This window comes from Roseateles sp. P5_D6 (assembly GCF_054049415.1).
This window is the reverse complement of record NZ_JBFUMK010000032.1, coordinates 1-14,830: the sequence shown is the minus strand read 5'-3', so window position 1 is coordinate 14,830 and position 14,830 is coordinate 1. Positions and strand designations below refer to the sequence as shown.

General features: G+C 68.2%; 11 protein-coding genes and 1 pseudogene. 4 read left to right on the top strand and 8 right to left on the bottom strand.

The window, feature by feature from the left end:
• Nucleotides 1–12: 12 nt before the first annotated feature.
• The gene (locus tag ACXJKM_RS28085) at nt 13–3,225 is read right to left on the bottom strand and encodes a UvrD-helicase domain-containing protein (protein ID WP_457356383.1); all 3,213 of its coding nucleotides are present in this window, start codon (nt 3,223–3,225) and stop codon (nt 13–15) included.
• Entirely contained in the window at nt 3,222–5,786 is a 2,565-nt protein-coding gene (locus ACXJKM_RS28080; RefSeq protein WP_457356382.1) for a PD-(D/E)XK nuclease family protein, read from the bottom strand. Before ACXJKM_RS28080 ends, ACXJKM_RS28085 begins: the two co-directional genes overlap by 4 nt.
• 164 nt (nt 5,787–5,950) lie before the next feature.
• Here ACXJKM_RS28080 and trxA point away from each other — a divergent pair, with 164 nt between their 5' ends.
• The 4 genes from trxA (at nt 5,951) to ACXJKM_RS28060 (ending at nt 10,082) form a co-directional block, all read left to right on the top strand.
• Entirely contained in the window at nt 5,951–6,280 is a 330-nt protein-coding gene (gene trxA, locus ACXJKM_RS28075) for a thioredoxin TrxA (RefSeq protein ID WP_056195487.1), read from the top strand.
• A gap of 257 nt (nt 6,281–6,537) precedes the next feature.
• Complete coding sequence (gene rho / locus ACXJKM_RS28070) at nt 6,538–7,803, top strand: transcription termination factor Rho (RefSeq protein ID WP_457356381.1); 1,266 nt, start codon at nt 6,538–6,540, stop codon at nt 7,801–7,803.
• A 212-nt stretch (nt 7,804–8,015) separates the two neighbouring features.
• Nucleotides 8,016–8,267, top strand: coding sequence for a type B 50S ribosomal protein L31 (locus tag ACXJKM_RS28065; protein ID WP_056195481.1), 252 nt, complete (start codon nt 8,016–8,018; stop codon nt 8,265–8,267).
• A 174-nt stretch (nt 8,268–8,441) separates the two neighbouring features.
• Nucleotides 8,442–10,082 carry a hypothetical protein gene (locus ACXJKM_RS28060; protein ID WP_457356380.1) on the top strand — a complete coding sequence of 547 codons (1,641 nt, stop codon included), beginning with the start codon at nt 8,442–8,444 and terminating at the stop codon, nt 10,080–10,082.
• Here ACXJKM_RS28060 and phoR read toward each other — a convergent pair.
• The 6 genes and pseudogenes from phoR to pstC all read right to left on the bottom strand — a co-directional run.
• Nucleotides 10,076–11,443, bottom strand: a complete 1,368-nt coding sequence (gene phoR, locus ACXJKM_RS28055) for a phosphate regulon sensor histidine kinase PhoR (RefSeq protein WP_082532552.1) — start codon at nt 11,441–11,443, stop codon at nt 10,076–10,078. The two genes, ACXJKM_RS28060 and phoR, sit on opposite strands and share 7 nt — an antisense overlap.
• A gap of 16 nt (nt 11,444–11,459) precedes the next feature.
• Nucleotides 11,460–12,161 carry a phosphate regulon transcriptional regulator PhoB gene (phoB, locus tag ACXJKM_RS28050; protein WP_056195477.1) on the bottom strand — a complete coding sequence of 234 codons (702 nt, stop codon included), beginning with the start codon at nt 12,159–12,161 and terminating at the stop codon, nt 11,460–11,462.
• A 2-nt stretch (nt 12,162–12,163) separates the two neighbouring features.
• Nucleotides 12,164–12,871 (bottom strand): phosphate signaling complex protein PhoU, encoded by a 708-nt coding sequence (gene phoU, locus ACXJKM_RS28045; RefSeq protein WP_056195475.1) that lies wholly within the window; start codon nt 12,869–12,871, stop codon nt 12,164–12,166.
• 14 nt (nt 12,872–12,885) lie between these two features.
• Nucleotides 12,886–13,671, bottom strand: coding sequence for a phosphate ABC transporter ATP-binding protein PstB (gene pstB, locus ACXJKM_RS28040; RefSeq protein ID WP_056195472.1), 786 nt, complete (start codon nt 13,669–13,671; stop codon nt 12,886–12,888).
• A 12-nt stretch (nt 13,672–13,683) separates the two neighbouring features.
• A complete protein-coding gene (gene pstA / locus ACXJKM_RS28035) occupies nt 13,684–14,550 on the bottom strand; it encodes a phosphate ABC transporter permease PstA (RefSeq protein WP_457325194.1) in 867 nt (288 codons plus the stop codon).
• Nucleotides 14,547–14,830: pseudogene (gene pstC, locus ACXJKM_RS28030) on the bottom strand (phosphate ABC transporter permease PstC); the annotation flags it as partial. The pseudogene pstC and the gene pstA, both read right to left, overlap by 4 nt.

Below are 14,830 nucleotides of genomic sequence, written 5' to 3'. Positions count from 1 at the left end.
AAGCCTGCCATTCTAGCTCACAGGAACGAAGCGCCCCGTTCCGCTGATCAAAGCGGCTCTAACGGGCTCGCCCGGCTGCAGCATTTGCACTGCCGCGACATAGCCGCGCATCTGCTCCAGATAGGCCGGCTCGCGCTCCGGCGTGGCGCCGAGCTTGTAGTCCAGCACCCACCAGCAGCCATCGCGGCGCTGCACGAGGCGGTCGATGCGCTGGTCGTCGTCGCCCTGTCCCACCGCGACTTCGTTGCCGGCCCAGATCAGCTCGGCCGGGTCGAAGAAGGGCCGGCAGTCGGGGCTGGCCAGGATGGCCTGGGCCGCCTGGGCGAGTTGCTCGCGTGACTTGGCGTCCAGGCCGAAGGCCTGCGAGGCAGATGCCATCAGCGCCACCAGCGCCTGCGTCTGGCCGCTTGCCGAGGCCCACTCCAGCACGCGGTGCAAGGCCTCGCCCACGCGGGCCAGGCGGTCGTCACGGGCCGTGCCATCACGTGCAGCCACTGCCGCTGGAGGCTGCCAGCTTGGCAGCGGCGCAATGGCTGGCGGCGCGGTGTTGGCCCGGCCGCCCGGTGTCATCGCAAGGGGCCAGCGGCGGGCCAGCGGTTGCAGCCGGTCCCACCAGCTGGTGGCCTGGCTGCGGCTCGGCGTGTGGCTGAGCACCACCGCACGCCGCGCCCGCGTCAGGGCAACGTACAGGCCGTTCAGCTCTTCGCGTTCACGCTCAGCACGCTCCTCATCGACCAATGCCTGCAATGACGGCGGCGGCCTGGCCTCTGAGGCGAGGAAGGCCGCGCGCCGCGGCGCCGGCTGGCCCACCGGCCAGTCCAGCAGCAAGCCCAGCGTTTCGGCCTTGGGCGGCGCGGCGTCGGCATCGAGCAAAAAGACAACCTCGGCCTCCAGGCCCTTGGCACCATGGATGGTCAGCAGCTGCACCGCGTCCGGCGCAGCAGCCGGCACGAACTTGATGGGCCGGCTCTTCAGCGCGCGCACGAAGCCGTAGAGCTGGGCATAGCGACCGCCATCCAGGTCGAGCGCGGCACGCAGCAGCGCCTGCACGCTCTGCAGTCGCACGGCTGCATCTGCTGCGGGCACAGCCGCCGCGATGCGCATGAGCAGCTCGCCCTCGTGGACGATGCGGTCCAGCAGCTCGTGCGGCGTGCGCTGGCGCGCCTGCTCGGCCCAGCAGCGCAGCAGCCCTTGAGCGCGCGCCAGCGCCGGGCTGGGTGCGGCCAGGCCTTGCAACGCGGCCCACCAGGAGCGTCGCTCGGCGGGCGCATGGCCCAGCCACTGCGCTGTACCAGCGGCTTCGGCCAGCGTCAGCAGGTCGGTCTCATCGACGCCGAACAGCGGGCTGCGCAGCGCGCGGGCCAGCGACAGGTCGTGCCCTGGCGAGGCCAGCACGTCCAGCAACGCCAGCAGGTCGGCCACGTCGGGCAGCCCCGCCAGTGGCTGCTCCTCGGGCGCCGCATGCGGCACGCCGGCGGCGGTCAGCGCCTCGCTGAGCTGGCGCAGCGGGTCGCGCTTGCGGGCCAGCACGAAGAGGTCGCCCGGCTTGAGTTCAGGCCGGGCCTGCAGCAGCCCGACGATGGCCCCGCAGACGCGCTCGCATTCCGGCGCACGGCGGCTGATCTCCGCCTCGCGGCGGGGCTCGGTCAGGCTGGGGCGCCAGCGCAGCGGGTCAACGTCCGCCTGGGCGGGCGACGCCATGACCTCGGCGTCGAGGGCCCACAAGCCGGCCAGGTCGTCCACTTCGGCCACCTCGGTCGTGTGCACGCGAAAGCCTTGGTAGGCGCCGGCTCGCTGGGCGCTGTCGAAAGTGGCGTTCACGGCGGCCAGCACCTCGGGCGCGTTGCGCCGCGTGTGGTCGCAGGCCAGGCGCACGCCGGCGAGGCCGTCGCAGACGAAGGCCTGCGCCGCTGCGAACACGCGCGGGTCGGCACGTCGGAAGCGGTAGATGCTCTGCTTGGGGTCGCCGACGATGAAGACGGACAGCGGCGAGCCCGCGCCCGCGCCGGCATAGGCCGAGAGCCAGCCATGCAGCGCCTGCCATTGCAGCGGGCTGGTGTCCTGGAACTCGTCGATGAGCAGGTGGCGCACCTGGGCGTCCAGGCGCTGCTGCACCCAGCCAGCGGTCTGCGCATCAGCCAGCAGGGCCAGCGCGCCGCGCTCCAGGTCGTTCATGTCGACCAGGCCGCGCTCGCGCTTGATGGCCTCGAAGGCGTCCACCAGCACCAGGGCCAGGCGGCGCATCGCGGCGTGTTCGTCGGCGGCGCGCTGCTGGGCTATTGCCGCGCGCAAATGCAGCAATTCATCGCACAGCTCGTCCAGGTCCGGGTGGTCGACGCCCAGCTTGCGCGGTTCACCCTTCAGGGTGAACAGCGCCGCGAAGCAGCCGTCGAAATCGGCGGCCTGTTCAATTGACGCGGCCGCTTCCTGCGCCTTCTTGCCCTTGGCTGCGCCGAGCAGCCGGGCCAGTGCCTTCAGCGGTTCACGCAGATGCTCGAAGAACTGCTCCGGCGTGGTGCCCAGCACATCCACTGCACCGGGCAGGCYGGCCTCCAGCACGCCAGCCATCTCGGGCAGCCGCAACTCCACACGCTTGGCGAACGCGCCCAGCAACCACTCGCGCAGGTTGAAGCGGCCGCGCGACTGGGTCAGCGCCTGGAAGTCGGCGCGCAACGCCTCGTCCGCCAGCACCGCGACGTGGAAGCGCCGCCACAGCGTCGGCATCAGCTCCTCTTCGTCCTCGATGAGCTGCAGCTCGGGCGCAATGCCCTGGGCCTGCAGGAAGGCCAGCGGCGCGGCCCGCAGCAGCTGCGAGAACCAGCCATGGAAGGTGCGCACCTCGACAGCCCGGCCGCCGCGCAGCAGTTCGGCCTGCAGGGCCGCCAGACGCGGGCGCAGCATCGGCGCGTCGGCCTCGGCCGCGCCGCGTTGGCGAAGCGCAGCCAGTTGCTCGGCATCGGGCGCCTGCGCAAACTCGGCCAACCACTCGGCCAGGCGCTGGCGCATTTCGCCGGCGGCCTTGCGGGTGAAGGTGATGGCGACGATCTGCTGCGGTTCGGCGCCGGCCAGCAGCGCACGCAGGATGCGCGACACCAGCATCCAGGTCTTGCCGGCGCCGGCACAGGCCTCCACGACGATGCTCCGCGAAGGATTGCAGGCCAGCGCGTAGAAGTGCTCGCGCGGCACGCGCAGGCCGTCGGCCCAGTAGGCGAGTTCTGCGCTCATACCCAATCATCCTTTCGGCACAGGCCGCGCGCTTCACAGTAGTCGCAGACCTTGCCCTCGCCCAGCGCCGGCAGCGGCGCGCCATCGCGCACGGCCATCAGGTCGGCCTGCAGCCCGCCGCGCAGTGCCAGCGCGGTGTCGCTGACGTCGGCATGCGGCAGCAGCGCAATGCCCTTGCCGTCGTCGAGCACCAGATAGGCCGCCTGCAGCCCCGGCTCTGCGCCCATCAGCAACGCGTAGGTGGCAAGCTGGGTGTCCTCCAGCGGCGCGGCCAGCTTTTCCTTCAACCCCTTGGCATCACCGGTCTTGTAGTCAAGCAGCCAAGTCTTGCCTGCAGCGTCGTCGATGCGGTCGATGCGGCCGCGCAGCGTCAGCGCGTCCAGTGGCGCATCGAATGGTTGGCAGTCGCGGTCCACCTCGCCGGCGGCGAAGCGCTGGCCACCCGCCTCGGCCTCGACCAGCCAGGCGAGATACAGCGGGCGCAGCCGCTCGAAGGCGGCCGAGAAAGGCAGGAAGTCCGCCGCGTCCAGCCACGCCAGCTCGGCCTCGGCCGCGGCGCGCAATGCGGCGTCGTCATCGCCCTCGCCACGCGAGTCGTGGAAGCGCTTCAGCACGGCGTGCAGCCAGGTGCCGTAGTCGCGTTTGTCAGGCTCCTGCTCCAGTTCGTCGGCCTCGCGCAGGCCCAGCAGCACGCGGCTGAAGAACTGGTAGGGGCAGTTGCGCAGCGCGTCGATGGCGCTGGCGCTCAGGGCCGCCGGCAAGCGGCCATCGGCATCAGCGGCAGCGCGGTGTTGGGGCTGGCCCGGCGGCGTCAGAAGCTCACGCCCGTCGCGCCATTCATGCAGGCCCTGACCGCTGCGCGCTGCCGCGCCGGCCAGCCGCTCCAGCAGCGGGCTGGCGGGCAGCGGCTCGGCGCCTGCGAAGGCGCAGCGCAGCAGCGTCAGCACCGGCGCGCGCAGCAGCTGCGCGAAACTGAAGCCCTCGGCCTCGCGGCGTTCGGCCAGGCTGGGCAGGCCCAGGGCCGCCGCGTCGGCATCGGCCAGCAGACCCGCTTGCGGGTTCACCGGCCCCAGTGTGGCGGCGTCCGCGCCAGGCAGCACGACGGCGCCGAAGGGCCGAAGCATGGCCCGCGCCAACGGCGTGATGACAACCTCGACCGCACCCGCTGCTTCGGTCGGCTCGAACTGCGCCGCCTCCAGGGTGTCGTCCACCCAGGCCAGGAACTCGTCGGGCCGCAGCCGCGTCTGCGCCAGAGCCGCCTCGTGGGCGCTGCCAGCCCAGGGGTTGCGCGAAATCCACAGCGTTTCCAGCAGGGCCTCGCCGCCTTCGACTTCAGCCAGCGGCGTCAGCCCGCTCAGCGCCTGGCTCAATGCAGCGAGCCAGCCCCCCAGCGTGCGCGCGCCGCCGGCCAGCGGCTCCAGTTGGCGCCGAGCCCGCTGCCAGGCCGCACCGACGGCCGGCGGCAGCGTCGCAGCATCGAGCTGGGCGGCCTGGCGCCAACCGAAGCGGCGGCAGCGCGACTCCAGGCCGGACAGGCCTTCGGCATCCCAACCCGTGGCCAGCGCGGACTTCAGCCAGGCCAGCCAGTCGTCAACTGCGCCACCAGCCAGCGCGGCGCGCAGCAGGGCCATCAATGCGGCGGCGGCTGGGGTGGTCGCGAGCGTCCAGCCGGTCTCGTCATGCATCGGCACGCCCTGGCGCGCCAGCAGCGCCCGCACGCGGCGGATGACGACGCGGTCTTGCGCAAGCAAGGCCACCGGCCGCCGGCCCGCGTTGAGGTGCTGGACGACGGCCGTGGCGGTCTGCTGGGCCAGCGTCTCGAAGTCGGGCGCAACAGCCTCTTCCACGCGTGCTGCGGGCGTGAAACCGGCCCAGGCGTGGTCGAGGTCCAGGTCGGCGTTCAGGCACAGCGCTGGCACGTCGCCCGCCAGCAGCGCCTGGGCCAGCGGGTCGGGCCCGCCGGCGCGCAGCCAGATCCAGGCGCTGGGGCGCAGCGCGAACAGCGTGTCGGTGGCTGGGCGGCGCTCGTCAGAGGCCACCCAGGCCAGCGCGACCTGGGCCAGTGCGCGCTCCAGCAGGCCGGGGCCGGCGTCCAGGGCCGCAAGCCGTTGCCGGGCGGTGTCCATGAACGCAAGGCGCTCAATCGGTGGCACCTGGGCGGCGGCGCGGGCCAGCGCGTGGGCGGTGTCGACGAGCCGGGCGAGCGCCACACGGTAGTCGCGCGGGCTGCTGCGCTTGAGGGGCTGGACCCAGCTCTGCTCGGCCAGCAACCGGTCGGCGGTGAAGGCGTCGATGGCCGCATCGCCGGAGAGCTGGTCCGGTGCGGCCAGCGTCGTGGGGCCTAGCGCCGAAGCCAGGCTGCGGCTGGTCGTGATGCGAGGCTGCCAGCCGCCGTGGGCGAGCCAGGCGCGGCGCGCCGGCGCGATCTGCTGGGCGAAAGGCAGCAGCAGCACGGCATCGCGCACGGCCGCGCCTCGCCCTTCCAGCCAGTCGGCACTGACGGCCGCGACGCGGCGCCAGAAGGCTTCGTTGTCCTCGCCAGGCGCCAGGCCCAGATTCAAAGCTTGCTGCACTTGTAAAGCAGGCCTCCCGCCCGCATGTTTGCCACCGTTTCGGTCACCCTCGCGACCGTCCGGACAAAAGTGGCTATGTCACAATCATTTTGCCTATTCGGACGGCGCCCACTGCGGCGACCGCCAACCCTTTGAGGCCAAGGAACCCTCCCATGAGCAGCGAATTGATCAAGCATGTTTCCGACGCGTCCTTCGACGCCGACGTCATCCAGTCGGGCAAGCCCGTGCTGGTGGACTATTGGGCCGAGTGGTGCGGCCCCTGCAAGATGATCGCGCCCATCCTGGACGAGGTCGCCACCGGCTACGGTGACAAGCTGCAGATCGCCAAGATGAACGTCGACGAGAACCGCGAAGTGCCGGCCAAATTCGGTATCCGTGGCATTCCGACACTGATGCTTTTCAAGGACGGCCAGCTCGCCGCGACCAAGGTCGGTGCCCTCTCCAAGGCCCAGTTGACGGCCTTCCTCGACGCGAACCTATAATCGCGTCCAACTGCTGCAGTGTTGCCGGCGCTCTCCGCGCGGTCACTGCAGCAGCCAAAGCCAACACGCCCCGGGTTCCTGGATACGAATTCAGCACCCAGCCAGCGTGGACTCGGCTCCCCCTCCCACCACTGAGTCAGTTGTCGAATCTGCGTCGCTCGCCGTTTGAGCGGTAGCCATTCGATCCTTTTCTGGGGCGGCCGTGGAATCGCCGTTGCGCCTTGGCTGGCGCTGCGGCCCCTGACGGGTATTCACCCATGCATCTTTCCGAACTCAAAGCGCTCCACGTTTCCGCCCTCATCGAGATGGGCGAGGCGCTGGAGATCGACAACGTCACGCGCCTGCGCAAGCAGGAGCTGATGTTCGCCATCATGAAGAAGCGCGCCAAGGCTGGCGAGCAGGTCTTCGGYGACGGCGTGCTCGAAGTGCTSCCCGACGGCTTCGGCTTCCTGCGCTCGMYCGASGCCAGCTACATGGCSTCSACGGACGACATCTAYCTSTCGCCSAGCCAGATCCGCCGCTTCAACCTGCACACCGGTGACCTGGTGGAAGGCGAAGTGCGCGTGCCCAAGGATGGCGAACGCTACTTTGCTCTGGTCAAGGTTGACCGCGTCAACAACCAGACGCCGGAGGAGAGCAAGAACAAGATCATGTTCGAGAACCTGACTCCCTTGTTCCCCAAGGAGCAGTTCAAGCTCGAGCGTGAAGCCTTCAAGGGCGAAGAGAACATCACCGGTCGCATCATCGACCTGGTGGCGCCCATCGGCAAAGGCCAGCGCGCCCTCATCGTGTCCCAGCCCAAGACGGGCAAGACCGAGATGATGAAGAGCCTGGCGCATGCGCTGGTGGCCAACCATCCGGACTGCCACCTCATCGTGCTGCTCGTCGACGAGCGCCCCGAGGAAGTGACGGAGATGATCCGCACCGTGCGCGGCGAGGTCATCAGCTCCACCTTCGACGAACCGGCCGCCCGCCACGTGCAGGTGGCCGAGATGGTCATCGAGCGCGCCAAGCGCCTGGTGGAGCTCAAGAAGGACGTGATCATCCTGCTGGACTCGATCACCCGCCTGGCCCGTGCCTACAACAACGTGCTGCCCAGCTCCGGCAAGGTGCTGACCGGCGGCGTGGACGCCAACGCRCTGCAGCGCCCCAAGCGCTTCTTCGGCGCGGCSCGCAACATCGAGGAAGGCGGCTCGCTGACCATCATCGGCACCGCGCTGATCGACACCGGCTCCAAGATGGACGAGGTGATCTACGAAGAGTTCAAGGGCACCGGCAACTGCGAAATCCACCTGGAYCGCCGCMTGKCCGAAAAGCGCGTCTACCCTTCGCTGCTGATCAACAAGTCCGGCACGCGCCGCGAGGAATTGCTGCTCAAGCCCGAGATCCTGCAAAAGAGCTGGATCCTGCGCAAGCTGCTCTACAACATGGACGAGATCGAGGCGATGGAGTTCATCCTCGAGAAGATGAAGGCGTCGAAGAACAATCATGACTTCTTCGACATGATGCGGCGCGGCGGGTAGTGAGACGGGACCGAGGACAGGACCTGCGTCCTGTCCGACGCCCGTCAAACGCCCGCGCATGTCTCGCATGCGCGGGCACTTTCAGCCCAAACTAGCCAAACCGCAGGGAAGCCCGCTACAATCGCGGGTTTTCCGCCCAGACACCCCCGGAAAGTGCGCCGACCAGCGATTGACATCGTCGGCGTGGCTCCCGACCTAGCCAAGAGGTTCCCATGAAAGACGGCATTCACCCCAACTACCGCGACGTCGTGTTCGTCGACCAGTCCAACGGTTTCCAGTTCGTGACGCGTTCCACCGTCCAGACCAAGGAAATGATCGAGCTGGACGGCAAGAAGCTGCCGCTGGTGAAGCTGGAAACCACCAGCGAGTCGCACCCCTTCTACACGGGTACGCAAAAGAGCATCGACAACCTCGGTGGCCGCGTCGAGAAGTTCCGCAACAAGTTCTCGCACCTCAAGAAGTAATCGGCTTGGCGGCGTTTCGCCGCGCCAACGACCAAAGGGCAGCTCAGGCTGCCCTTTTGTTTTGCTGCGGCATTCGCGCTGCCCTTTTCTCATTTGGCAGCATGGGCTGCCATTTTTCATTTTTGACCGCCGTTTGACGGCATCATGCCGGCCGGTTTCATCGAACTTAAGCGCGTGAATCTCCCCACCCCTGCCATCGTCGCCGAGCGCGGCGTCGAGCGCCTGCCGCGCCTGGCCCTGCTGCTGCTGTGCGCGGCATATGTGCTGCCCGGCCTGTTCGGCCGCGACCCCTGGCGCAATGCCGACTTGAGCAGCTTCGGTTTCATGGCCAGCATCGCCCAGGGCCACGCGCCCTGGTGGCAGCCGGCGATCGCCGGCATTCCGGCCGAGGGCGGCCCCTTGCCCTACTGGCTGGGCGCGCTGGCCATCAAGGCCCTGCCCTTCCTGGACGCACCGGTCGCCGCCCGCCTGCCTTATGCCTTTGTGCTGGTCGGCGTGTTGGTGGCGGTCTGGTACACCTGCTTTCATCTCGCCCGCACGGAGGCTGCCCAACCGGTGGCCTTTGCCTTCGGCGGCGAAGCACAGGCCGTCGACTACGCCCGGGCCTTGGCCGATGGTGCCCTGCTTGCGCTGATGGCGTCGCTCGGCCTGCTGCAGCTCGGCCATGAGACGACGCCCGAGCTGATGCAATTGCTGGCTGTCTCGGTCTACCTTTACGGCCTGGCCGCGGCACCATTCAAGCGAGGCCGTGCGCGGGTCGCCATCCTGCTCGCCCTGCCCGTGCTGGCCGCCAGCGGTGCCCCCGCCGTGGCTTGCGCCCTCGGCCTGCTCGGCCTGCTGCTGAACCACCGCTCCAGCCATGACGAGGCCAAGGCCCAACGGGTCTGGCTGCTGGCCTCGCTGACGCTGGCGGTCCTGGCGGCCTGGGTCTTCAATGGCTGGGCCTGGCGTGTCCTGCCCGGCATCCAGTTCGCCTCGTTGTTGAGCCTGCTGGCCTGGTTCTGCTGGCCGTCGGGGCCCCTGGCCTTGTGGACGCTGTGGCGCTGGCGCCGCCACGGCCTGCGCCGCCACATCACGGTGCCCGCCATTGCACTGCTGGTGCCGCTGGCTGCCTGCATCTTGATGGACGCTTCCGAGCGGGCGCTGCTGCTGGCTTTGCCGTCGCTGGCCATCCTGGCCGCCTTCGCGCTGCCCACACTGCGCCGCAGCGTCTCGGCAGCAGTGGACTGGTTCTGCGTGTTCATCTTCTCGGCGGTGGCGCTGTTCGGCTGGCTCTACTACGTCTCCATGCACACCGGCTGGCCGGCACGGCCCATGGCCAATCTGCGTCGGCTGGCCGAGGGCTTCGAGCCGCACTTCAGCCCGCTGGCCCTGCTGTTTGCCATCGCCGCGACGCTGTCCTGGCTGGCCCTGGTGCGCTGGCGCACAGCCCGCCATCGCCATGCGCTATGGAAGAGCCTGGCCCTGCCGGCCGGCGGCGTCGCGCTGGGCTGGCTGCTCGTCATGAGCCTGCTGCTGCCGCCGCTGGACTACGCGCGCAGCCTGGCGCCGCTGGTGGCTCGGCTGAAGACGCGCGTGCCCGCCGATGCCAATTGCCTGGCCGCAACGGGCCAGAACCTCGCCACGCTGGCGGCACTGGAATGGCATGGCGGCTGGCAGGTGAAAGGCCGCGGGCCCCTGAATGCATCAGGATGCAGTCATGCCGTGATCAGCGCGGGCCAGCCGACGCCCAAGGGCTGGCAGGTCGTTGCGCAGGTGAAGCGACCGACGGACCGCAGCGGCAGCGCCGGCCTGGTCCTCTTGAAGCGTCAATGATCTGACAGGGCCGCTGCGTTGAAAGCCGCCTCATCGCCCAGCGCCGAATCGCTGGCCTGGCGCACACGCGCGGCCGGGAAGACGAGACGGAATCGCGAGCCCTTGCCAACGTCGCTCTGGATCATCAGCTCGCCGCCGTGGCGCTGCATGACATGCTTGACGATGGACAGGCCCAGGCCCGTGCCACCGGTCTCGCGCGAGCGGCTGCCGTCGACGCGGTAGAAACGCTCGGTCAGGCGCGGAATGTGCTCGCGCGAAATACCCAGGCCGGTGTCGATGACGGTCAGCTCGCCGTTGCCGCCTTCGAGCAGCCGCCAGGCCACCTCGACCTCGCCGCTGTCCGGCGTGTAGCGCACGGCGTTGGTCACGAGGTTGGCGATGGCGCTGAGCAGCTCGCTCTCGATGCCGGCCAGCTCAACGTTGGTCTCCGGCCTCAGGTGCAATTGATGCCGCCCGGCCGACAGCACCTCGGCATCCGCGGCAATGCGCAGCAGCAGGCCATCCAGGCCCACCCAGCGGTCCGGCGCGGGGCGCGGACTGCCTTCGAGCTGGGCCAGCGTCAGCAGGTCGGCCACGAGGGTCTGCATGCGCTGGGTCTGCTGGTTCATCAGCACCAGCACGCGTTCGCGCTCGACAGCCGTCAGCGGCAGCGAGTGCATGGTCTCGATGAAACCGGACAGCACGGTCAGCGGCGTGCGGATCTCGTGCGACACATTGGCGACGAAGTCGCGCCGCATGGCTTCGGAGCGCACGCGTTCGGTGACGTCCAGCGACAACACCAGGCGCATGCCCTCGCCGTATTCGCGCACGATGATGGACAGCGTGCCCGGCCCGCGGCCATTGCCCAGCACCAGGGATTCGGCAAAGTTGCCGGCCTGCAGGTAGGCGACGAAGGCCGGCGCACGCACGAGATTGGTAATGCGCTGGCGCAGGTCGCGCTGCGGGTCCAGCGAGAAATGGTCGGCCGCAACGCGGTTGCACCAGACGATCTGCTCCTGCGGGTCCAGCATCAGCACGCCATTGGGCGAAGCCTCGATGGCGGACAGGAACTGCTCCAGTTCCAGCCGGGCGCGCGCCACGCTGCGATCGCGGTCGCGCACGGCGCGCTCGATGCGGTAGCCGACCTCGCCCCACAAACCGGTGTCGCGCGGCGCATTCTCGAGCTGGTTGCCGCGCAGCCAGCTCAGCAGGCGATGGCCCCGCACCGCGTCGACCAGCAGGGTCAGCACGACGCCGCTGACGACACCGATGCCAAGGCCCAGGCTGTCGATGCCAGTCGTCGTACGAACCACCACGCCAATGACAAACCCGATCAATGCGGCCACGAGGGCCATCAGCAGTCGGGGCAATAACCAGGTCATGTAGGGCGGGAAAAGCTCAAGCGGAGAGCGCGCTGCTCTGTTGGGTCAGTCGGTAACCGGCACCGCGGACGGTCTCGATCATGCGCGCGCATTGCACGCGCTCCAATGCTTCGCGCAGGCGCTTGACGTGGACGTCGATGGTGCGTTCCTCGATGAAGACATGGTCGCCCCAGACGCGGTCCAGCAGCTGCGAGCGGCTGTGCACACGTTCCGGATGGGTCATCAGGAAGTGCAGCAGGCGGAATTCAGTGGGGCCGAGCTTGACCTCATTGCCCTCACGGCTGACGCGGCGCGTGCCCGGGTCCAGCAGCAGCGGGCCAACCTCGACCGCGCTGTCCAGCGCCTCGGGCGCCTTGCGGCGCAGCACTGCACGGATGCGCGCCAGCAGCTCATTCGTTGAGAAGGGCTTGGTGATGTAGTCGTCGGCACCCGCGTCGAGGCCGGCGATCTTGTCGCCCTCCTCGGCGCGCGCCGTCAGCATGATGACGGGCAGCTCCTTGGTGCGGGCCACGCCGCGCCACTGGCGAGCCAGGGCCACGCCGCTCTGGCCGGGCAGCATCCAGTCCAGCACCACCAGATCGGGCAGCACGCGGTCCACTTCGTACTGAGCCTGCGTGGCACTGCCGGCGATCGTCACCTCGAAACCGGCATGGCGCAGGTTGATGGAAATCAGCTCAGCAATCGCCGATTCGTCTTCAACAACAAGGACTCGGCTCATGATCAGCGCACCATCGTTTCAACCGCCTCGGGCGAGTTGTGTCGCACGTCCTGGCCCTTGACGACGTAGATGACGACCTCGGCCAGGTTCTTGGCATGGTCACCGACGCGCTCGATCGCCTTGGCGACGAAGACAAGGTCGATGGACGAGGAGATGGTGCGCGGGTCTTCCATCATGTAGGTGATGAGCTTGCGCAGCAGGCCGTCGAACTCCTTGTCGATCTCGTCGTCGTGCTTGAGCACGTCCAGCGCCCGCTCCACGTCCAGGCGCGCAAAGGCGTCGAGCGACTTGCGCAGCTGCGTCGTGGCGAGCTCGGCTTCGAAGCTCAGGTCGGACATCGGCAAGCGCATGCGGCTCGACACGCCGCTGGCCACCAGGCGCTGCACGGTGCGGGCGATGCGCGCCGCCTCGTCGCCGACGCGCTCGAGGTTGGCAATGCTCTTGCTGATGGCGATCAGCAGGCGCAGGTCGCGGGCCGTCGGCTGGCGGCGCGCGATGATGGTCGAGAGATCGCGGTCGATCTCGATTTCCATCGTGTTGACGCGGCTTTCCTTGGTCAGCACTTCATCGGCCGATGCGGCGCTGAAGTCCACCAGCGCCTGCACGGCCTGGGCCACCTGGGCCTCCACGAGGCCGCCCATTTCGAGCACGCGGGTCGAGATGCCGCTGAGCTCGGCATCGAACTGGGTCGAGAGATGTTTGTCCACCATACCGTCCTCCTTGATCAGCCGAAGCGGCCGGTGATGTAGTCCTCGGTGTCCTTGCGCTTGGGCTTCATGAAGAGCTCAGCGGTCGGTCCGAATTCGATCAGGTCGCCCAGGTACATATAGGCCGTGTAGTCAGAGCAGCGCGCGGCTTGCTGCATGTTGTGGGTCACGATAGCCACCGTGTAGTCGGCCTTGAGCTCGTGGATGAGCTCCTCGATCTTGCCGGTGGAGATCGGGTCCAGCGCCGAGCAGGGCTCGTCGAGCAGCAGCACCTCGGGCTTGATGGCAATGCCGCGTGCGATGCACAGGCGTTGTTGCTGGCCGCCGGACAAGCCCGAGCCGCTCTGGTTGAGCTTGTCCTTCACCTCTCCCCAGAGGGCGGCCTTCTTCAGCGCCCACTCCACGCGCTCGTCCATCTCCACGCGCGGCAGCGTCTCGAACAGCTTCACGCCGAAGGCGATGTTGTCGTAGATGGACATCGGGAAGGGCGTGGGCTTCTGGAAGACCATGCCGATCTTGGCGCGGATCAGCGAGACGTCGTCCTTGCTGGACAGGATGTCGTCGCCGTCGAGCAGGATCTGGCCTTCGGCACGTTGCTCGGGGTATAGCTGGAACATGCGGTTCAGCGTGCGCAGCAGCGTGGACTTGCCGCAGCCCGACGGGCCGATGAAGGCGGTGACCTTCTTCTCGGGGATGTCGAGGTTGATGTTCTTCAGCGCGTGGAAGCTGCCGTAGAAGAAATTCAGATTGCGCACCGAGAGTTTGGCGCGTTCGCCCACGGGCGTTTCGATCTTGGCGTCCATGTGGGTCAGTCCTTAGTGTTTGTTCTTGAAGAGCACGCGGGCCAGGATGTTCAGCAGCAGCACGCCCACGGTGATCAGGAAGACGCCGGCCCAGGCCAGCTTCTGCCAGTTCTCGTAAGGGCTCATTGCGAACTTGAAGATGGTGACCGGCAGGCTGGCCATCGGCGAGCTGATGTCGCTGGTCCAGAACTGGTTGGACAGCGCCGTGAACAGCAGCGGTGCGGTCTCGCCGGACACGCGAGCCAGGGCCAGCAGGATGCCGGTGAGGACGCCAGCGCGGGCCGCCTTCAGCGTGATGGTCAGGATGACCTTCCACTTCGGCGTACCCAGGGCGTAGGCGGCTTCGCGCAACGCGTTGGGTACCAGGCTGAGCATGTTCTCGGTCGTGCGGATGACGACCGGGATGACGAGTAGCGCCAGGGCCAGCGCGCCGGCCATGCCGGAGAAGCTCTTCAGCTTGGCCACGACCATCGCGTAGACGAACAGCCCGACGACGATGGACGGCGCAGACAGCAGGATGTCGTTGATGAATCGCACCGCGCTGCCCAACCAGGTCTTCTGTCCGTACTCCGCCAGATAGACACCGGCCAGGATGCCGACCGGTGTGCCGATCAGCGTGGCCAGGCCCACCATGACGAAGCTGCCGAAGATGGCGTTGGCCAGGCCACCGCCCTCGCCCTGCGGCGGCGGCGTCATCTCGGTGAAGGTGGACAGGGTCAGGCCGCCGATGCCGAGGTAGATGGTCTCGAACAGGATCCAGACCAGCCAGAACACACCGAAGCCCATGGCGCCCAGGGACAGCGCCAGCGCGATGACATTGGTGCGCTTGCGCTTCTTGTGCATCGCCAGGCGGCGAGCGTCGAGGGTGGTTGAGCTCATGAACGGGCTCCTTCGCTCTTCTTCAGGCGCATCAGCAGCAGCTTGGAGATGGTCAGCACGACAAAGGTGATCAGGAAGAGGACGAGGCCGAGGTACATCAGCGAAGCCTGGTGCAGGCCCTCGCCGGCTTCCGCGAACTCGTTGGCCAGCGTGGACGTAATGCTGTTGGCGGCCTCGAAGACCGACAGCGAGTTCAGCTGGTTCATGTTGCCGATGACGAAGGTGACGGCCATCGTCTCACCGAGCGCGCGCCCGAGACCCAGCATCCGAGACCCAGCAT

Bases quoted from the DNA above. Each gene is read 5' to 3' on its own strand.
- trxA (WP_056195487.1), top strand. From the start codon at position 5,951: ATGAGCAGCGAATTGATCAAGCATGTTTCCGACGCGTCCTTCGACGCC.
- ACXJKM_RS28065 (WP_056195481.1), top strand. From the start codon at position 8,016: ATGAAAGACGGCATTCACCCCAACTACCGCGACGTCGTGTTCGTCGAC.
- phoR (WP_082532552.1), bottom strand. From the start codon at position 11,443: ATGACCTGGTTATTGCCCCGACTGCTGATGGCCCTCGTGGCCGCATTG.
- phoB (WP_056195477.1), bottom strand. From the start codon at position 12,161: ATGAGCCGAGTCCTTGTTGTTGAAGACGAATCGGCGATTGCTGAGCTG.
- phoU (WP_056195475.1), bottom strand. From the start codon at position 12,871: ATGGTGGACAAACATCTCTCGACCCAGTTCGATGCCGAGCTCAGCGGC.
- pstB (WP_056195472.1), bottom strand. From the start codon at position 13,671: ATGGACGCCAAGATCGAAACGCCCGTGGGCGAACGCGCCAAACTCTCG.
- pstA (WP_457325194.1), bottom strand. From the start codon at position 14,550: ATGAGCTCAACCACCCTCGACGCTCGCCGCCTGGCGATGCACAAGAAG.